This window comes from Rhodoferax sp. RT5P35 (assembly GCF_056521385.1).
The window spans coordinates 35,586-54,684 of sequence record NZ_JBWMAX010000002.1 but is presented as its reverse complement, the minus strand read 5'-3'; the positions used below and the strand labels follow the sequence as shown (position 1 = coordinate 54,684).

Annotated in this window: 14 protein-coding genes and 1 pseudogene; 9 read left to right on the top strand and 6 right to left on the bottom strand. The window is 63.6% G+C overall.

Annotated elements, in window-relative coordinates; genetic code table 11:
• Window positions 1–9 precede the first annotated feature (9 nt).
• From AC097L_RS02390 to AC097L_RS02375, 4 genes are all read left to right on the top strand, one after another.
• Complete coding sequence (locus tag AC097L_RS02390; protein WP_479584511.1) at window positions 10–1,608, top strand: histidine-type phosphatase; 1,599 nt, start codon at window positions 10–12, stop codon at window positions 1,606–1,608.
• Window positions 1,609–1,859: 251 nt separating this feature from the next.
• On the top strand, window positions 1,860–2,087 hold the full coding sequence (locus AC097L_RS02385; protein ID WP_479584510.1) for a hypothetical protein: 228 nt from the start codon (window positions 1,860–1,862) through the stop codon (window positions 2,085–2,087).
• A 427-nt stretch (window positions 2,088–2,514) separates the two neighbouring features.
• Window positions 2,515–3,405, top strand: coding sequence for a PEP-CTERM sorting domain-containing protein (locus AC097L_RS02380; protein WP_479584509.1), 891 nt, complete (start codon window positions 2,515–2,517; stop codon window positions 3,403–3,405).
• 187 nt (window positions 3,406–3,592) lie between these two features.
• On the top strand, window positions 3,593–4,468 hold the full coding sequence (locus tag AC097L_RS02375) for a ThiF family adenylyltransferase (protein ID WP_479584508.1): 876 nt from the start codon (window positions 3,593–3,595) through the stop codon (window positions 4,466–4,468).
• 90 nt (window positions 4,469–4,558) lie between these two features.
• Here the strand turns inward: AC097L_RS02375 and AC097L_RS02370 are convergent, their stop codons facing one another.
• On the bottom strand, window positions 4,559–5,371 hold the full coding sequence (locus AC097L_RS02370; protein ID WP_479584507.1) for a M48 family metallopeptidase: 813 nt from the start codon (window positions 5,369–5,371) through the stop codon (window positions 4,559–4,561).
• Between the two features lie 37 nt (window positions 5,372–5,408).
• Between AC097L_RS02370 and AC097L_RS02365 the strand changes: the two genes are divergently transcribed.
• From AC097L_RS02365 to AC097L_RS02345, 5 genes and pseudogenes are all read left to right on the top strand, one after another.
• On the top strand, window positions 5,409–6,776 hold the full coding sequence (locus tag AC097L_RS02365; RefSeq protein WP_479584506.1) for an AmpG family muropeptide MFS transporter: 1,368 nt from the start codon (window positions 5,409–5,411) through the stop codon (window positions 6,774–6,776).
• Window positions 6,777–6,925: 149 nt separating this feature from the next.
• A complete protein-coding gene (locus AC097L_RS02360; RefSeq protein ID WP_479584505.1) occupies window positions 6,926–7,642 on the top strand; it encodes a winged helix-turn-helix domain-containing protein in 717 nt (238 codons plus the stop codon).
• 165 nt (window positions 7,643–7,807) lie between these two features.
• Window positions 7,808–9,100 (top strand): sensor histidine kinase, encoded by a 1,293-nt coding sequence (locus tag AC097L_RS02355; RefSeq protein WP_479584504.1) that lies wholly within the window; start codon window positions 7,808–7,810, stop codon window positions 9,098–9,100.
• Window positions 9,101–9,320: 220 nt separating this feature from the next.
• Window positions 9,321–9,455 carry a hypothetical protein gene (locus tag AC097L_RS02350; protein WP_479584503.1) on the top strand — a complete coding sequence of 45 codons (135 nt, stop codon included), beginning with the start codon at window positions 9,321–9,323 and terminating at the stop codon, window positions 9,453–9,455.
• A 16-nt stretch (window positions 9,456–9,471) separates the two neighbouring features.
• Window positions 9,472–9,807: pseudogene (locus tag AC097L_RS02345) on the top strand (transposase); the annotation flags it as partial.
• A gap of 165 nt (window positions 9,808–9,972) precedes the next feature.
• Here the strand turns inward: AC097L_RS02345 and radA are convergent.
• The 5 genes from radA to AC097L_RS02320 all read right to left on the bottom strand — a co-directional run bounded on the left by radA (window position 9,973) and on the right by AC097L_RS02320 (window position 19,096).
• Window positions 9,973–11,340 carry a DNA repair protein RadA gene (gene radA / locus AC097L_RS02340; RefSeq protein WP_479584502.1) on the bottom strand — a complete coding sequence of 456 codons (1,368 nt, stop codon included), beginning with the start codon at window positions 11,338–11,340 and terminating at the stop codon, window positions 9,973–9,975.
• Between the two features lie 37 nt (window positions 11,341–11,377).
• Window positions 11,378–13,180 carry a CHASE2 domain-containing protein gene (locus AC097L_RS02335; RefSeq protein WP_479584501.1) on the bottom strand — a complete coding sequence of 601 codons (1,803 nt, stop codon included), beginning with the start codon at window positions 13,178–13,180 and terminating at the stop codon, window positions 11,378–11,380.
• Window positions 13,181–13,187: 7 nt separating this feature from the next.
• On the bottom strand, window positions 13,188–14,060 hold the full coding sequence (locus AC097L_RS02330; protein WP_479584500.1) for a hypothetical protein: 873 nt from the start codon (window positions 14,058–14,060) through the stop codon (window positions 13,188–13,190).
• 31 nt (window positions 14,061–14,091) lie between these two features.
• The gene (locus AC097L_RS02325) at window positions 14,092–17,172 is read right to left on the bottom strand and encodes a CHAT domain-containing protein (protein WP_479584499.1); all 3,081 of its coding nucleotides are present in this window, start codon (window positions 17,170–17,172) and stop codon (window positions 14,092–14,094) included.
• 466 nt (window positions 17,173–17,638) lie between these two features.
• Window positions 17,639–19,096: an HD domain-containing phosphohydrolase gene (locus tag AC097L_RS02320; protein ID WP_479584498.1), complete on the bottom strand. Its 1,458-nt coding sequence runs from the start codon at window positions 19,094–19,096 to the stop codon at window positions 17,639–17,641.
• Window positions 19,097–19,099: the final 3 nt, after the last annotated feature.

Sequence of the window (19,099 nt, the reverse complement as noted above, 5' to 3'; positions counted from 1 at the left end):
AGCAACTCCATGGTCCACCTTACCGCATTCCAACGTCCGCTCGCCTATATTCTGGGCAGCGTCGCTCTTAGCCTAGCCGGTTGCGGGGGTGGCGATGACGCACCCAGCGCGAGCCCCAACCTGTACTACCAAACCAAAACACCGTACAGCCCGCAGCAAAGTGCCGCCACTTACGAAGCGCCCCCTAGCGGCTTCAGCACGGTCTACACCCAGCTGATGGCGCGCCACGGCTCGCGCGGCCTGTCCAGCCTGAAGTACGACCTGGCCGTCTACAACATGTGGAAAAAAGCCTCGGACGACGGTGCGCTGACGGCCCTTGGTGCCCAGTTAGGCCCCGATGTGCTGAAGATCATGAAGGCCAACTTTCTGCTCGGCTACAACGTGGCCGGCATCAGCAAGCCGGGCTACGGCAATGAAACCCAGGTCGGCATCACCGAACACACCCAACTCGCCCAACGCATGCTGGCCCGCAATGCGGCCCTGTTCACCCAGGCCGGTGCCGCCGCCAGCAGCAGCCCTCGCCAGATCGTGGTGGTCACCTCAGGCGTAGACCGCGCGGTAGACAGCGGGGCCTTCTTCGTCAAGTCGCTGCTGGCTGCGCAAACCAACCTGACCAGCCTGGTGAACTACCCTGCAGCACCCGCGCCCTACCCAGCGGCAGCGCCGGTGGCCCAACCGGCCGGAACCAACCATTTCCTGCTGTACTTCCACAAACTGGTGGCCGCCACCGACCTGGTCACCAACCCCGCCGACCCGCTGTACCAGACCTACCAAGATAGCCAGGCCATCCAGACCTGGCTGAAAGACAGCGTCCTGGCCGCCAAGCAAGCCGCCATCATGGCCGACCCCGCTGCCAAAACCGCCGGGCGGGTAGTGCTGGAGCGGCTATTTACTAAAGCCTTTGTGGACAAGATCGAAGCGGGTACCTACAGCTTTGCCAACACCGGCAGCTTCACCTACACCAGCGACGACGGCAAGTTCACCAGCACTTTGGCGGGCGACGGCAAAACCGGCATCACCAACCTGGGCGAGGCCGCCTCCCTGCTGTACGAGCTGTACGTGATCGCCCCGGCCATGAAGAGCGAGGCCAACGTCGATTTCTCCGGCTACATGCCGCTGGCACAGGCCCAGTACTTTGCCTTTACCCAGGATGCCGCCGACTTCTACAAGATGGGCCCCGGCATCACCGAGAAAGGCAGCGTGACCTGGAAGATGGCGCAAATCCTGGAAGACGATTTCTTCACCGAAGTCGATGCCATCGCCAAAGGCAACCTCGGCCATGTCGCCAAGCTGCGTTTTGCGCATGCCGAAATCGTCATCCCCTTCGCCTCCAAGATGGGCCTGAAAAACGTGTTGCAGCAACAGCCCTTGGCCAGCCTGTACAGCTACGCCAACAACCCCTGGCGCGGCGACTACGTGGCCCCCATGGCAGCCAATATGCAGTGGGACGTGGTCACCAACAGCAGCGGCACGGTGCTGGTCAAGATGCTCTACAACGAGAAAGAAACCGACTTCAAGGCCGCGTGCGACAGTGCACGTTTTGCGGCGGGTAGCTACTATTACGACTACACCCAGTTGAAGACCTGCTACGGGCACACCAGCCTGTAAGCCAATCCAAGGGGCCACCATGCCCCTTTTTTGCACCGGTTTGCACAGCTGTGCATTGCGTTTTGCCCAACAACACAGGAGACTGTACGACCAGCGCCCACAGTCGTTCAGCCATGCTTACCAGCGCGCGAGCTACACCGAAAGCTCGCCTGGCGAAGCCGGTGACGATGCCCTTACCACCGCCACCAAGGCGGCTCCGCCAACCAGCCTTTTGAGGCCTATGTCCGCTCTGTACGCGGGATTGACGCCCAGTGGTTCCTGCCAGGGCCAATGACTTTGCCTCGCAAAGCCAGACCTTGGTCGGCACACTGCAACCGCTATGCGCCGCCAACTCGGCAACCAAACCCGAGCCGCTGACGCAGAACCACGCCAAGCAGGCCCCGCTATTGCAGCAAGCGGTCGCCGATGTAGCCCTCGCGATGGACCGCCTGCTGGCCAACCGCGACCCGACCGCCGCCAGCGTGCCGCAACGCCAGTGAATCACAGCCTTGAAGGCGTTGCAGCATTCCACCGAAAAGGCCGTGGGCCCCGCCCTGCGGTTCACCAGCAGCTTCTTTGACGAACACGGGAATTGAGCCGACTGGATTATCCAGCCTCATTTGCTATATTATTTATAGCATAAAGTGTATGTAATACATAGGCTGCAAGGATTTTTTATATAAATTCTAGGTAGCAAACCATCGGCGCACGGCAACCCAATAAGACCGTGCCCACACTTGGCCTGGGTGGCATTTGCGCATACGGATCTTGTTGTCGGAAATTTTTACATCTCTATCGCGAAAAAATCTATTTTTCTTGATAAATTCTTTAAAAACAATGGCTTACATGATATGGCACAGTCCCTGCTTATCTACACTGCGCAAACATACATTGCAAGTGGCGCTCAATAACCTTCTGGAGTAACTCATGAAATTCAAATTCGCATTAAAAGCAGGTTGCGCCGCTTTGGCGCTGGCTGGCACCTCGGCTTTCGCTGGCCCTTTTTACTTGGACAGTGGTGTCGATTTCGGTGGCGTTGGCCTGACCAATGGCAAGATATGCACTACCTGCACGTCCGAAAAAACTGAATTCCAATTTAAGTACAACTCGAACACCGTCATCACCGACACCAACAACAGCGGCAGCATCAATGCAGGTGATGCAATATCTACCGTGGGCGGTATTGCTGCCGGCGGTGGCATCGCCAACAACCTGATCACGAACTTCCTTCCCGCTGAAGTCTTTGGCAACAACAGCAACAACGGCTACGGCCAATCTGGTGGCTTTCTGTTGAGCTTCAGTGCAACCGGTTTGACGGGTACTGTGACGGGTGTCAACGCTGGCGTGCCCCTGTTTCAGTATGGTCCTGGTGGCGTAATTGACTTGTTTTACACCACCGACGGCGTAAATTTAATCAACTTCATGGACATCTTGATTACAGACGGTGGCGCTACCGGTGTTAGCACAATCTTGCATGGCAAAGTTGACTTCACCAATGTGAGCCCACTCGCCACAACCATTATGAAGAACTTGTTCCATACTGCTGACACGTCGTGCGCTCCTAGCAGCTTCTTCTCAATCTGGTCTGGCCAAGGCACCTGCGGTAACCTGGACATCACGTTCAAATCTACGCAAGATGCCAACGTGCAAGTGAGCCAATTTGTACAGACAGGTGACCAGTTTGCTCTGAGCACCAACCACAATGGCAGCGCCAGCTTCGATATCAACAAGGTTCCAGAACCTGGTTCGCTGGCTTTGTTGGGCTTGGGTCTGGCAATTCTGGGCGTGTCCAAGCGCCGTCGTGCGGCTGCCAAGTAACCGCCTACTGCTCCAAAAGCCCGCTTCTGCGGGCTTTTTTTTTGCTCCTACGTGCCGCAATAAATGCGTTTAGCCAAAAGCGAAAACTTGGGCTACTGACGGTATGCAACCTAAAAAGTGGCGGTGCTTCTTGTAGGTTGTTTGCTGGTATTGCAATACATTTGAAAGCTAACGTAGGAGACAAGCTGTGGACGAAAAATTCTTGTATGAAAACGCATTTTCCAGAAATATTGGCTGGGTGACAGAGGCCGAACAAGCCCAACTGAAAAGCACCAGAGTCGCCGTAGGTGGTCTAGGGGGCGTGGGCGGAAGCCACGCCATCACGCTTGCACGCCTGGGAATCGGACAGTTCACCATCACGGATATGGACACGTTTGATTGGCCTAACTTGAATCGTCAAGCGGGCGCATTTGCCTCGACCATGGGCAAACCCAAGCTGGACACGATGGCAGAAAATTTGGCCGATATCAATCCCGACGTTAAGCTTCATCTGATGCCTAACGGCATCAATACCGACAATATCGACGAGTTCTTAAATGGCGCACATCTCTACATGGACAGTTTGGATATCTTCGCGCTGGATATCCGCCGCGCTGTATTCAAGCGCTGTAGAGAACTGGGTATTCCTGCAGTAACTGCTGCGCCAATGGGTATGGGCACCGCGTTTCTTGCATTTACACCTGAGAGTATGAGCTTCGAAGATTATTTTTGCTTCGAAGATTATTCTTTTGAGGACAAGATACTGAAGTTTATTGTCGGTGTATCCCCATCCATGCAGCAAAGGCATTATTTGGTGGATAGGCGCGGGGTGAACCTATTCAAGAAGAAAGTACCTTCAACCGCGATTGGAATTGAACTTGCCGCAGGAGTAGCTTGTGCCAACGCTATAAAGCTTATTCTTAAGCGAGGCGACGTAAGGCTTGCGCCCAAAGGTTTGCACTTCGATGCCTACAGAAACAAAATGATTAAAACCTGGCGGCCCGGCGGTAATAAAAATCCAATGCAGCGTCTTATGTTTTGGTATATCCGCAGGCTTTTTGAAAAAATGAACAATACGCAATGATGGCGTTAACTTGTATAGAAGACGATTGCACAGCGCACACAACAGGTCCCCGTAACAATATACCGTTCGCGGAGTGAACGAAACGGTCGGTTAACTCTTTTTGGCCCGCTCGTACAGCGGCATCACTTTAGGCAGGTTTTTCTGCATCTCGGCGATACGGTTGCTGCCCGCCGGGTGGGTGCTGAGCCACTGGGGTGGCGCGCCCTTGTTCTGGGCCGCCATTTTTTGCCACAGGGTGATGCCCGCACGCGGGTCGAAACCAGCGCGGGCCGCCAGCTCCAGGCCGACCAGGTCGGCCTCGGTTTCGTCAGAGCGGCTGAACTGCAGGCTCAGCAACTGCGCGCCGCCGCCAATCACCGTGTTGCCCAGGTCCCCCGCCCCCAGCAACTGGCTCAGCAGGTTGGCCCCTACGTTGGTGGCCATAGACTTACCCATGCGTTCGCGGGCGTGCTCGCGCAGGGCATGGGCGATTTCATGGCCCATCACCGCGGCCACCTCGTCGTCGCTGAGCTTGAGGGTGTCCAGAATGCCGGTGTAGAAGGCGATCTTGCCGCCGGGCATGCACCAGGCGTTGATCTGGTTGCTACCGATCAGGTTGACCTGCCACTGCCAGTCTTTGGCGCGCGGGTTCCAGTCGGCGGCAAACGGGATGATGCGGTCGGCAATCCGGCGCAGACGCAGCAGTTGCGGGTGGTTGGCCGGGGCCAGCGCCTGCTGCTGCTGGGCCTGCTGCAGGGTTTGCTGGTACTGCGTGCGGGCAGTCTGCTCCACCGACTCGGCCGGCACCAGCTTGGAAAACGCCGAGTTACCACCCACCTCCACCCCGTCACGCGCCCACGCCAGCGGGGCCGCAAGCAACGCAGCCCCCAGCAGCAAGCCCCTCCATCCACGCTTTGCGTCCATTGCAGATCCCCTTTAAGTCTGCACGTATTATTCCCGTATGACGCAACCACGACCCGCTATCCCTGTAATCTCCACTCCGCTGCTCGAACAAGCCCCGCCCCTGCGCTGGATCGACACCCTCAAGGTCTACAAGGAACCGGCCACGCTGCGCATGCTGTCGCTGGGCTTTTCGGCCGGGCTGCCGCTGCTGCTGGTGCTGGGCACGCTGGGCTTTTGGCTGCGCGAGGCGGGGATTGACCGCACCACCATTGGCTACCTGAGCTGGGTGGGGCTGGCGTACGGCTTTAAATGGGTCTGGGCCCCACTGGTCGACCATTTGCCGATCCCCCTGCTGACCCGGCTGGTGGGGCGTCGCCGCAGTTGGCTGCTGCTGGCGCAGGCGGCCATCATGCTGGGCCTGGTAGGCATGGCCAGCACCGACCCGCAGGTGGACCTGAACCGCGTGGTCTGGTGCGCGCTGGCGGTGGCCTTTGGCTCGGCCACGCAAGACATTGCGCTGGATGCCTTCCGCATCGAGTCGGCCAACACCGACCGCCAGGCGGCGCTGGCAGCGGCCTACCAGACCGGCTACCGGCTGGCGATGATCTGGGCCGGCGCCGGGGTGCTGTGGATTGCCGCGCGGGCAGAGGTGGTCGGCATCACCAGCTACCAGCCAGGCGCATGGCAAACCGCCTACCTGGTGATGGCCGCCAGCATGCTGGTGGGCGTGGTCACCGTACTGGTGTCCAAGGAGCCAGCCCGCATCGTGATGCCCGCCGCCCGCAATGCCGCCGAGTGGTTGCGCAGCGTGCTGATCGAGCCGTTTGCCGACTTTCTGCGCCGCTACAAAGGCCAGGCCGCGCTGATCCTGGCGCTGATCGCCCTGTACCGCATCAGCGATGTGGTGATGGGCATCATGGCGAATCCGTTTTACGTGGACATGGGCTACACCAAAGACGAGGTGGCGGCGGTGACCAAAATCTTCGGGGTCGTCATGACCCTGGTGGGCGCGTTCATTGGCGGCGTGCTGTCGATGCGTCTGGGCGTGATGCGGGTGCTGATGCTGGGCGCGGCGCTGAGCTCGGCCACCAACCTGCTGTTTGCCTGGCTGGGCGGTCAGGGGCACGACCTGCAGGCCTTGATCTGGGTGGTGTCGGCCGACAACCTGGCCGGTGGCATTGCCTCGGCGGCCTTTATCGCCTACCTCAGCAGCCTGACGAATGTGCAGTACTCGGCCACGCAGTACGCGCTGTTCAGCTCGATGATGCTGCTGGCCCCTAAATGGCTTGCCGGGTTCTCGGGGCGGTTTGTGGATGCCTACGGCTACAGCCAGTTCTTCACCATGACGGCCCTGCTGGGTGTGCCGGTGCTGATTCTGGTAGGTCTGGCTTCAAGGACAAAAGCACCTCCAGCGCAGACCGAATAAGCGCAAGCAGCTCTTATTTCAGGAGCAAATCGATTGTAAAGTTTTTACGCAACTTTACAGAGGCTACAACCGGGCTTGCTTCCAAAGGTGCACCATTGTCTTTACAAAGCGATTCACCTCCTGCAACCCGACACCACGATGGACACCCCATGAGCGCACACCTGCTAATGATTGAAGACGACACCCGCCTGGCCGGTATGGTGGGCGAATATCTGGGCCAGTCTGGCTTCACCGTGGCGCATTCGCCCACCGCCAATGGCGGCCTGGGCATGCTGAACGGCCCGTCCAGCACGGCACGGCCCGAGCTGGTGATTCTGGACCTGATGCTGCCCGACATGGATGGCCTCGAGGTCTGCCGCCGCATCCGCACCACCTCGGGCGATGTGTCGCAGATCCCGATTTTGATGCTCACCGCCAAAGGCGACCCGCTGGACCGCATCATCGGCCTGGAGCTGGGTGCCGACGACTACCTGCCCAAGCCCTTCGAGCCGCGCGAGCTGCTGGCCCGCATCCGCGCCATCCTGCGCCGCCGCATGGACGGCACGGCCACGCCGCACAAGGTGCTGCGCTTTGGCACGCTGGAGATCGACCGCGACGCGCGCTCGGTGTCCGTCAGCGGCCAGCCCTGCGATCTGACCGCCTACCAGTTTGACCTGCTGGTGACCCTGGCCGAACGCGCTGGCCGGGTGTTGACCCGCGACCAGATCATGGAAGCCGTGCGCGGCCGCGAGCTGGAAGCCTTTGACCGCAGCATCGACGTACACATGGGCCGCATCCGCGCCGCCATCGAAGCCGACCCCAAAAACCCGCGCCGCATCGTCACCGTGCGCGGTGCGGGCTACGTGTTCGCCAAACAGCAAGACTAGCGTCTTGTGGCACACCCCCAGGCTTGCCCACTGCGTGTAGCAGCGCCAACCCCCTTGCAGGGGGCAACAGCAGCGGCCTGGCAAAGCCAGCTCCGCGCTGTCCACGAAGAGGCTTTGCTGCGCTTGCCTGGGGGCAGATAGCCCTGCTCCCTTAGCATCGTCCCTATGCAACCCACCTTACCAAATATGCTGCAGCGGCTGTACGTCCGCATCTGGCTGGCCGTGCTGCTGGCCGTGGCGGTGCTGACACTGTTGGTCGGCTGGGCCTGGCGTATGGCCACCGATCCGCCGCTGCGCGACCTGGAAGTCCGCAACAAATCTGGCGAAATCATTGGCAAAGGCACCTCGCGCGGGCTGCGCAGCATCACCCGCGGGCCGGACGGCGAACGCTATCCGCACATCGCGGCCAGCGCCCCCGACGAACCTGACGATGCCGAAGAGTCCAGCGCCACCCCGCCCATCGCCGATACGCCCCAGGGCCGGGGGCCCGAGTTTGTGGTGCTGATGCAAGACGGCCAGAAGCTGCTGGTGCACCTGCCCCGCCCCACCCGCGCGGCCTGGCTGCGCCTGCCATTCGGCTTCTTCTGGACACTGGGCCTGGTGGGCCTGGCGATGGCGCTGGCCATGTACCCCATCATCCGCCGCCTGACCCGGCGCCTCGAATCGCTGCAGCGCAGCGTGGAGCAATGGGGCGCGGGCGATTTGTCGGTGCGCGTGCCCATCCACGGGCAGGACGAGGCCGGTCTGCTGGCGCAGCGCTTCAACACCGCCGCCGAGCGTATCGAGACCCTGGTGGCCTCGCACAAAACCCTGCTGCAGTCGCAAAAGTCGCTGCTGGCGAATGCCTCGCACGAGCTGCGCAGCCCGCTTACGCGCATCCGCATGGGCATCGAACTGATGGGCTCCAAGCCCTCACCCACCTTTAAGAACGAGATCAACCGCAACATCGTCGAGCTAGACCAGCTGGTCGAAGAAATCTTGCTGGCCAGCCGCCTGGATGCCAAAGAGGCCGACATGGGCACCATCGAAGAGGTCGATCTGATTGGCCTGGTGGCCGAAGAATGCGCCCGGCTAGATGCTGCGTTTGAGGTGGGCGAAGAAGGCGCGGAAGACCAGACTTTCACCGTCCAGGGGGTGGCCAAACTGCTGCGCCGCGCCATCCGCAACCTGCTGGAAAATGCCCGCCGCTACACCACCGGTGCGGTCAGCGTCAGCCTGCAGCAGCATGGTAAGTACGCCGTGCTGCGCGTGTTTGACCGTGGACCGGGCGTACCCGCCGCGCTGCGCGACCGCATCTTTGAGCCGTTTTACCGCCTGCCCGGTGCCAGTGAAACCAACGGCGGTGTCGGCCTGGGCCTGGCCCTCGTCAAGTCCATCGCCGAGCGCCACCTTGGTTCGGTACGCTGCGAAGGCCGCGAAGGCGGAGGTGCCTGCTTTGTGATCGAGCTGCCCTGTTGAACACCCCAGGCTACACACTGCGCGTTTCCGCCACCCCCCCCTCGGATCGGTTTGCCAAAACCGATCCGAGGGGGGGGCAACAGCATCAGCCTGGCAGAGCCAGTTCTGCGCTGTTTCTGAAAGGCTTGCGTTTTATAGTCCTCAGTGACTTCCTGTGATTCTGGGCGGTAGAACCCCGTTTCGGGGACGAATCCTGGTATGAAGCCTGCTGAGATGGGGTATGAGCACCAGCTATGTTTCCTACCACCCCGAGCAACAGCAACTATTACCTTCCGCCCTGCAAGACTGGCTCCTGCAGGGCCACCTGGCCTACCTTATCAGCGACACCGTAGACAGCCTCAACCCACACCGGTGAGCCGTCAGCACAAGTCCTGGCCGATGCGGGCTACCACAGCGAAGCGGTGATCGCACCGGGGCGCGAGGGTAAGGCACGGGCTACTTCGCCTAAACCCAAGGACGCAAACCGCTACCCGTACACAGTGGCAATAGCGGCCAAGTTCCAACCCGAGCCGACCCAAAAGGACTACAGAAAGTGCAAATGGATTGCCGAGCCGCCCAACGGCTGGATCAAGAACGTGCTGGGATTTGGCAAAACCCCAAGTCCGCACCAGTTCAGCATGCGCGGTTTGGAGAAGGCACAAGCCGAGTTCAAGCTGGTGTACCTGGCGTTGAATCTGCGCAGGATGGGGGCCATGCAGGCCGGGTGAGGCACAAAGTGTGAGGAAAAGGCTCCACCGCGACTTCTGGGCGCGATGGAGATATGCAGCCTGTGCATAAAGACAGACGGCGGTGGACGCGTGCACCACCGCCTACCTCCCTACCGGCTGCGGCGGGTAGCGGAATTTACTCAGAATGTTCTACTGCCCTGACTCCTAGAACCCCCGCACCACCTCCATCGCCTGCTCCACCCGCTCCACGGCGTGGATGGTCAGGCCCTCAATGGGCTTTTTGGGCGCATTCGCTTTCGGCACGATGGCTACGCTAAAGCCCAGCTTGGCGGCTTCTTTCAGGCGCTCCTGGCCACGGGGGGCGGGGCGTACTTCACCGGCCAAACCCACCTCGCCAAAGGCGATAAAGCCCTTGGGCAACGGCTTGCCGCGCAGGCTGGACGTGATGGACAGCAGCACGGCCAGGTCGGCGGCGGGTTCGCTGATGCGCACGCCGCCCACGGCGTTAACAAACACGTCCTGGTCCATGCAGGCGATGCCCGCGTGGCGGTGCAGCACGGCCAGCAACATGGCCAGGCGGTCCTTGTCCAGTCCGACGCTCAGGCGGCGTGGGCTGGGGCCACCGCTGTCGACCAGCGCCTGGATCTCGACCAGCAGCGGGCGTGTACCTTCCAGCGTCACCATCACGCAGCTGCCGGGCACTGGCTCGGGGTGCTGGCTCAAAAAGATAGCGCTGGGGTTGCTCACGCCCTTTAGGCCGTGCTCGGTCATGGCGAACACGCCGATTTCATTCACTGCGCCAAAGCGGTTCTTGATGGCCCGCACCAGGCGAAAACTGCTGTGCGTGTCGCCCTCGAAGTACAGCACCGTGTCCACCATGTGCTCCAGCACGCGGGGCCCGGCCAGTGCACCCTCTTTGGTGACGTGGCCCACCAGGACGATGGCCACGCCGCTGGCCTTGGCCGCGCGCGTCAGGTGGGCCGCGCATTCGCGCACCTGCGCCACCGAGCCGGGTGCCGAGGTGAGTTGGTCGGAATAGACGGTCTGGATCGAGTCGATCACCGCGATATGCGGGCGGTGGGTTTGCAGCGTACTGAGGATTTTTTCCAGCTGGATTTCGGCCAGCACCTGCACCTGGCTGTTGACAATGCCTAAGCGGCGCGAGCGCAGCGCCACCTGGGCCCCGCTTTCCTCGCCGGTCACGTACAGCGTCTTCTGGCCGGAGCGTTGCAACGCATCCAGCGCCTGCAACAAGAGCGTGGACTTGCCGATACCGGGGTCGCCGCCGATCAGCACCACGCCGCCCTCCACAATGCCGCCGCCCAGCACCCGGTCCAGCTCGTCCAGGCCGGTGGGGGTGCGGTCCATGTCGGTGGCTTCGATGTCGGCCAGGGCCATGACCTCGGCGGTTTTGGCCAGTGCCGCGAAGCGGTTGTTCTTGCTGGCCGCTACCGGCTCGGCCACAGATTCGACCAGCGTGTTCCAGGCCTGGCAGTGCGGGCACTTGCCCAGCCACTTGGGGCAGGTGCCGCCGCACTCGTTGCAGGTATAGATGGTTTTGTCTTTGGCCATGCTTTGACTATAGCTGGAAACTGTGGATAAACACAGTTCATGAAGCGTATGTCGGCTTCCAACCCCACACATGCACCGGCGTGTGCCCCTTCACGGCCTGTGCGCCCAGGTCGGAGAAGAACGGAAACTGCGCCAGCTCGGCCACCACCGCCTGGGAACATACCAGCGGGTAGCCCAGGTCCTTGGTCAGGCCTTCGATACGGGAGGCGACGTTGATGGTGTCGCCAATCGCCGAATAATCGTGCCGGGCCTGGGAGCCCAGGTGGCCGACGATGGCATCGCCCACGTGCAAGCCGATACCGATGGCGAGTGGGGGCGTGCCCTCGGCTTGCAGTACGGCATTGAGCTTGTCCAGCGCCGCCAGCATGGCGCGGGCGGCGGCGAAGGCCGGTGCGCTGGGCGTGGCCAGGGTTTGCGGTGCGCCAAATATCGCCATGATGCCGTCGCCCATGAAGCAGCTGATGGTGCCACCCTGGTCGTGGATGGCCTGGTTGACCTGCTCGAAATAGCGGTTCAGCAGGGTGAGCACCTGCTGCGCCGACAGGGTTTCGCTCAGGGTGGTGAAGCCCCGGATGTCGGCAAACAAAATGCACACATGGCGCAGTTCGCCGCCCAGTGCGGGGGCCAGGCGGCCCTGCACAATTTCCTGCATCACCAGTGGGCTGACGTAGCCCGCAAAGGCGGCGCGCAGGCGGCGGCGCTCCCCCTGCTCCAGCACGACCGTGAGCGTCCAGCGCCCGGCCAGTGCCAGCAGACCGACCAGCATCGGGACCACCACCGCCAAGTACACACTATGCTGCAAGGCCCATAAGGCGGCGGCACATAACAGCAGCACCAAACCCACCGCTGCCATGGCCACCGCCCGCAAGCGCAGCGGAGCGAACCACAACAGGCTGCACAGACCGGCCAGGGCGGCTATCCAACCCCAGGCCACAGGCTGCACTAGCCCGCCATTGAGCAGCGAACGCAAAATTTGCGCATGGACCAGCACGCCGGGCACGGTACGGCCGTTATCGGGCTCCCAGCCCGCCAGGTTTACTGGCTGCAGGAGCCGGTCCTCCAGGGGTAACACGCTGCCCAGCAGCACCGGTTTGCCCGCAAAGGCCTGGGTGAGATGTGCCACATCCCCGGCATCGGCCCAGGCGGTGACTTGCTGCAAGGGGATATAGCGCGCCAAGGGCGGCAGCGCGTAGTTGACCAGGCCCGACTGGGGCAGCGCACGCGGCTTGAGTTTGCGCAGCATTTGCCCGGCTAGCGTAGGCACGGGTTCGCTGTTTTCGCCCAGCTGCTCGTTGAAGCGACGCACCACATGGTCAGCATCCGGGGTCAGCAGCAGCGAACCACTACCGCCGCTGCCCGCCATGGCGAGAAACGGCGGGTAAATCGGCCGGGGCTGACCCGCATCGTCGGCCGACACCCCCAACACCAAGGGGGTACGCTGCCGCGCCACGATCAGGCCGCGCAGCAGTTGCAGGTCGCTGCCGGGCAGCACGGCATCGAACGAGCGGTTGGGCAACACCACATCCAACCCCACCACCGCCGGTTGGGCCAGCGCCATACCGCGAAAGAAGCGTCCCAGATGGCCGTGCCACAGGGCGAAGGGCTCGGCAAACTGCTGTAAGGTGGCCTCGTCAATGCCGACGATGACCACCTCTTTGTGCACCGCTTGTGGGGCGTAGCGCAACAGCAGCCGCTGCTGTGAATCCAGCAAACTCGATTCCAGGGGACGGGCCAGCGGTGTGCACACAAGCACGGCGGCCAGCGCCAGCAGCAAGGCATAACCAAGCCATACGGCCCCCAGGGTGGCGCGCCCGAAGGCATGCAAACGAAGGGATGGCATGCCCGGCTTATTTCGTCGCCAAGCTGCGCAGCTCTGGCAGGTCTGGCCGCTCCAGGGCCAAGGCTTGCCACAGTTTGCGAGACTCGTTCAGAAAAAAGCCCTGCTCCAGCAGAGAGGCAAAGATCAGCCGGTCGGAAAAAGGCGCTTCCGCGGCGGGGCGCAACGCTTCCAGGCGCTGACGCTCTGGATCGCTGGCCAAGGAAAAGTAGGACGAACGGGCCAGACTGTTGGCCCCCGGCAACTCGATGCTGACGGTCCACATGTAGTTCGCCCCGGCTTGCAGCGGCACGCTGTCGTCCAGCACCAGTGGGCTGGCGGACACGGGGGTACTCAGCAGGATTGTGTCGCTGCTTTCGTCGCGCAGCTCAAACACGGCGCTGGGCACACTGGCGGGCATGCTCCAGGCGAACACCGGGCGGACGCTGAGCACTTTGCCAGTGGGCTCCAGCAGCTTGAGCCGCTCCGGGCCCATGCCGCGCATCACCATGCCGCCCAGCACCACGCGGCCGTTGGTGGTCTGCAGTTTGGCCGTCTCGGCCGCCACCACCGACCGGCGCAGCACCGCGGTGGCCCCGGCCACCGACTGCGGCTCGGTTGCGCCCACGGTGGCCCGCGCAGGGCCGATCAGCTGGAATTCGGTACCTGACTGCAGGTACACAAAGCTCAGCATGCCGCCCCGCTCCAGCGCGATATCGGCCCCGGCGGCCAGCTCGGACAGCAAGGCCACCGGCGGGCCGCCCGGCGCAAAAGCTACCCCGCCTTTGACATTAGTAACCACGGCCACGGCCTGCGCGATGGCAGGGGTAACCCACAGGCTGCAGCACAGCAGCAAAAACCCGCCGATCCAGCGGATCGGGGCGGTTGAACGGGTAGGCAACATGGAATTCCTCACACAGGGGGCAATCGGGCCATCATCGCACCGGATCGCCGAACAGCGCATACGGCGCCCAGTAGAACGGGTGGCTCCAGCGGCCACCGCCCAGCCCGCCATCGGCCATGGCCAGTTGGGTCTGGCGCAGGCTCTCGCCACGCGTTGCCATACCCTTGGCCTGGGTGCCAAAGGTGGCACTGGTCAGGGCGGCGGCAGAGGTGGACTCGACCGCCCAGTGGGTCGCCAGCACCGAGCGCGCTCCGGCAAAAAAGAAGCCGCGCACCAAGCCGGACATGGCCGCCCCGCCCTGCTCGCCCGCCGCCGTGTTGCAGGCCGACAGCAGCACCCACTGGGCGTTCAGCCGCAGGCCCAGCACGTCGTCCAGCTCCAGCAGCGGCGACTCACGCTCGTCAACGGTAGCTGCCATAGCCAGCGAAGGCTTGGAAATGCCCGGCAACTCGCCCGGCAGCAGGCCGTGGGTGGCAAACGCCACCACCCGGCGGTCCAGCAGGTTGGCATCCAACACCGCCCGGCGGGTGGCCAGGGCCCCCAGCACCAGGTCGGTTTGGGCATGGGCACCGAGGGCGCTGGCCAGGGCCAGCAGCTCGGTGCGGGTATCGGGCAGGGGAGGCATGTCGGCGTAGCGGAATCCCCATTCCGCGTCGTAGCGGGTGGCCTCAGGTGGCAGGTTGGCGGCCAGCGGCTGTGCCTTGTCGGGGGGGCTAGCGGCCGTGCTGAACAGCGGGTCGCCAAAGCCCATCAGCGCCTTGGCAGCCACCGCCGGTTGGGCCACACGGCGCAGGGCTTGCAGGGCCGAGGACGAGGGCAGTTGCGTCACCGCCATTTGCCGTACCAGCCAGGCCGGAGGTGTATTCGGCACGGGCGGCTGGGTCACTAGCGCTGCCAGCGGCAGACTAGCCAATGGGCCGTCGGTGGCCACCAGCAGGGAGCGCACGGTGCGCAGCGCCGGCTCCAGCGGGCCGAGCAGGTCTTTGTACAGCGCGTACAGCGCGGCCGTGGGCAAGACCGGTTCGCGCCCAGCGGGGGCGGCCCCCAGGTCCAGCAGGCCCCGTAAATCGGCTACGCGGCGGGCCAGGTCGGCGCGACTGAGCCGGGCGGCGCTGAAGGCTTTGCTGCCGTCGGCCCCCAGCAGCCAGACCAGGGTGGCGGTGTCCGTGGGGTAGACCACCAGCAGGGCTTCCCCGGTGCCCAGCAGCTGGCGCAGTTGCTCGGGCTTGGGGGTGCTGGGCGTGACCAGGTCAGCGTAGGCGGGGAACTGCTTGGCAATCGCTTCGCGCTGGGTGGTCAGCACGGCCCGCGCCGCAGCGGCATCGGCCTGCTGGGTTTTGATGCTGTCGCGCACCACTTGCTGGCAGTCGGTGAGGGTTTTGCGCTCGGCTTCGGGCAGGGCTTTGAATTCCGGCGCTTGCGCTTTGCGCCGGAGCGCGTCTTCGTCCATCAGGCTCGCGTTGAGCGTGGCCACCAGCGCGGCCACGGCCTGGCGCTGGGTTTGCTCCTGCTCCAGCAACGCGCGCAGGGCGGGGGTGCTGGCCAGCACCCGGGCCGTGCTGTCAGTAATGGCACGCTGGGTCACGCCCAGGCTGCTGCGGTCGGCGATTTGCAGGGCGCGGTCGCTCATGGCCGCATCCACGGCCTCGCCTTTCAGGGCTTTTTCGGCCACAAAGCGCATGAATTCGTCAAAAGCGATGCCCAGCACGTAGCCGCGCACACCGCGCAGCTCCAGGTCGAGCCAGCCGCCGGGGTTGTCGAGCGTAGCGGCGAACAGATCTTCGTAGTCTTGCATGGCCAGTCGCAGGTCGCCACGGAGCAGGCGCACCACACCGCGCATGCCTGCGGCCTCCTGGGTTTGCGGGTGGTTGCTGCCGTACAGGCGGTTGCGGTAGCGGTACGAGCGCTCCGCCTGCTCCAGCGCTTCGTCCAGGCGACCGCTTTTAGCCGCCAGCAGGGTCAGCACACGCCAATCGGATGCGCGGGTACGGGCCAGGGTGTCGGGCGGCATGCTGGCCAGAAAATCGCGGTAGGCGGCATCGGCTTCGGGCCAACGCTTCAGGCCGATCAGGGCGCGGACGATTTCCTGGCGGGCCAGCCACACCACATGGCTGGCAGCACTGGCACCTTCCCGCTGCAGCATGTCGTTGGACAGCTGCGCGGCAGCCAGGGCGGGCGCGTACTGCTGGATGGCGTTCAGGCTGCTGGCCAGGCGGTAGTTCCAGCGGGCCCCCAGGCCGTCAGTGGTTTCCCCGGCCCGCCATAGCGCCAGGTTGGACTGCGCCACGTTGACGGCTTCTTGCGGGCGACCGTCGCGCAGCAGCGCGTAGACCAGCATGCCCATGCTGCCGTCCAGCCAGCCATAGGCATCCAGCACGGCAGGATCGCGAGGGTTGCTGCTGCGGCTGCGCACCGCTTGCAGCATGCGCCGCCCCATGCCCACCGCTTCCCGCAGCGTGGCCAGGGCCGCCTTGCTGTCACCCTGCATGCGTTCGAGCTCAGAGCGCACCTGCAGGCGCTGCAAGGCCAAAGTAGGCGGCAAGGGTGCCCCGGATTTCACCGCCTGGTCCACCAGGCTATCGGCACGCGACCACAGGCGGGCCGTGATGGCGCGGTCGTTGCCTTGCGAGGCGTAGTAGGTCTGGCGCAAGGCGTTACTGACGCGGCTGGCGAGAGAGCGGCGGGTGTCGGTGACAAAGGCATCGCTGGCCTCCAGCGCCTTGCCCGAGCTGCCCCAGGTGAACTCCGCACCCAGGTACGCACCAATCCACTCCTCGCCACCAGGGCGGCCCTGGCCTACATCGACCAGTTCGCGGGCCACGGCAATGAGCCGCTTACGGTCGCCCAGCAGTTGCGCGGCACGGTACTGGCGCTGCAGCAAGGCATAGCGGGCATCGGGGTTGTCGGGCAGGGCCTGGGCCAGCAGCTGGGTAGCTTCGTCGGGGCTGAGGGGGCTGCCGCGGGTGGCGGCATCTTCCAGGGTGGACATGCCGCCGCCGTCATCGCGCTCGCTTTGCGCGTGGACCACTGCAGACAGGGCCAGGCACAGTGCCAGCCCTAAAGCAGATAGCCCGTAGCGACCTGGGCCGTACAGCACTGGCAGTAAATTCACGTGCAGACTCTCTTGGAAACAATAAAAGAAATCTTAGGTCTGGGCAAGCGTATGTGTCAATCTGTTGCGCACAGAAAATTGCTATTTATTTAATAGCTAATAGTGTATGTATACATTGCGTTATAGGCACTTTTTTAGGCCTAAACTCTAGTGTGCAAAGACAGTTGAATCCCGCGTCACCGTCAGCAGGTGGACGTGCTTGCGGTCTTACGCCCGGGCCACAAAGCCCAGGCCAGGCTTGGCAGCACACGCGAATCACGCAGCATGCGAAGCTCTTGCGCATGGTCAGGACTGGGCAAGGCGGGCATGCGGGGCAACACTGCGGTGACACCGACCAGCGCCACCACAGCAAGGGTATCGCGCTAACCCAGCACTCGGCCCAAGGCCGTGCCACCAGTCACACCCGGCCTGCCAACATCAGCGCCATGGCCCGCAGATCGCGCGGCACCAGGCCGACGACCACCATTCAAGCCCCGCGCGTGAACAGCCCCAGGTGCATCGCCTTCAAGGTGGCCGCGGCGCGGGTGCTGCAGCCGAGTTTGCGGAACACGTTCTCCAGGTGCGCGCGCACCGTGCTCGGGCTGATGCCAAGGGCCCGCGCCGCTTCCTTGTTGCTCTCGCCGTGGCTGATGCGGCTCAGTACCTCGACTTCGCGCGACGACAAGGCCAGGGTTTCGGTCGCTGGCAGCGTCCTCGACATGGGTGTAGCGACCTGGCCGGTGAGTGCTGCCACGATGTCCGCCGCAAACCGGCCCTGCGCGGCCTCGGCCTGCATGCGTGCCGCCGCCTGGCTTGGGTCCAGCGCGGGCCGACCAGGCCGGTTGGTCTGCAGCAGCACCCAATGCGCGGCGGCGGCCAGTACCTGCGCCTCCAGGCTGATAGCCGCGCCGGACGCGCCACGAAAGAAGCCGGAGCCATCCAGCCGTTCGTCGACAAAGGACGCAATCTCGGCCTCGGCGCTCAGGCTGCCGATACGGCGCACCGCCCGCGCAGTCCAGTAGGGCACGAGGCGCAGCAACTCGGCCGCACCCTCGCCCGGCGGGCCTGCGGCATCCCAAACGTGGTTGGGCACCGAGGCCCGGCCCAGGCCGTGGATCAGGCCTGCGCGGTAGAGGCGTTGCTGCTGCTCCTCACCGCCGCCCAGCGCGGCGGAACACGCCCGCGCAGTGCGCGCCACCTTTCTGGAAAAGCCGGTGAGCCAGGGCAGCTTGAGATCAATGACATCGGCAATGAGTTCGAGGGGCGCGGTGGCTGTTGGGCCGGTCGGGCCCACCGCTAGATCGGTGCTGGCAGCACCCTGTTCCAGGCTGTGCAACCAGTCGGCCGCATGCTGGCGCAGCACTTCGACCATCGCAGCCGGGTACTGCTGGTCGGCCTTGGCGGCGATGAGGACCAGTGCGCGCTCGATGCCGTAGACACGGCTGAAGATATCCAGGTCGCCTGCAGCCGCGACCACGAACACCGCGTGCGGCACATCCTGGGCAGGGCCGTCGCAGCGCTCGAAGATGTGGCGCAAGGCGCGCTCCACCACCGGTGCCAACCCCAATCTGCGGGCCACGTCGCCCGAGACTTCGCAGTGGATCTGCGCCAGCCCGCCGATGGCGCTGAGCACATGGGCCGACAGGCTGCGTGCCGAGGTGGCCAGCATCTCGCGCCGACCGTTCACGTCGTCGCCCATGAGCTCGGCGACATCGGGTGCATTTGCTGTACAGCCCGACCAGCGCAGCAGCGCTACGTCATGGCAATGCTGCTGTTGCGCAGGGTCTTGGCCCAGGTCCGCCGCCAGCCGCGCTGCGATCCAGGCGGTGCGCGCCGAATGGTCCACCGGCTGCCCCATGCTGAGGTCGCCGACAAAGGCCAGCGCGCGCACGGCATCCTGCACGTCGACACGCGATGCGGCATTTGGGGGGCAGGTTGGGTCCAAGGG

Coding starts and splice junctions, on each gene's coding strand:
- AC097L_RS02390 (WP_479584511.1), top strand. CDS start 10: ATGGTCCACCTTACCGCATTCCAACGTCCGCTCGCCTATATTCTGGGC.
- AC097L_RS02380 (WP_479584509.1), top strand. CDS start 2,515: ATGAAATTCAAATTCGCATTAAAAGCAGGTTGCGCCGCTTTGGCGCTG.
- AC097L_RS02370 (WP_479584507.1), bottom strand. CDS start 5,371: ATGGACGCAAAGCGTGGATGGAGGGGCTTGCTGCTGGGGGCTGCGTTG.
- AC097L_RS02365 (WP_479584506.1), top strand. CDS start 5,409: ATGACGCAACCACGACCCGCTATCCCTGTAATCTCCACTCCGCTGCTC.
- AC097L_RS02360 (WP_479584505.1), top strand. CDS start 6,926: ATGAGCGCACACCTGCTAATGATTGAAGACGACACCCGCCTGGCCGGT.
- AC097L_RS02355 (WP_479584504.1), top strand. CDS start 7,808: ATGCAACCCACCTTACCAAATATGCTGCAGCGGCTGTACGTCCGCATC.
- AC097L_RS02350 (WP_479584503.1), top strand. CDS start 9,321: ATGAGCACCAGCTATGTTTCCTACCACCCCGAGCAACAGCAACTATTA.
- radA (WP_479584502.1), bottom strand. CDS start 11,340: ATGGCCAAAGACAAAACCATCTATACCTGCAACGAGTGCGGCGGCACC.
- AC097L_RS02335 (WP_479584501.1), bottom strand. CDS start 13,180: ATGCCATCCCTTCGTTTGCATGCCTTCGGGCGCGCCACCCTGGGGGCC.
- AC097L_RS02330 (WP_479584500.1), bottom strand. CDS start 14,060: ATGTTGCCTACCCGTTCAACCGCCCCGATCCGCTGGATCGGCGGGTTT.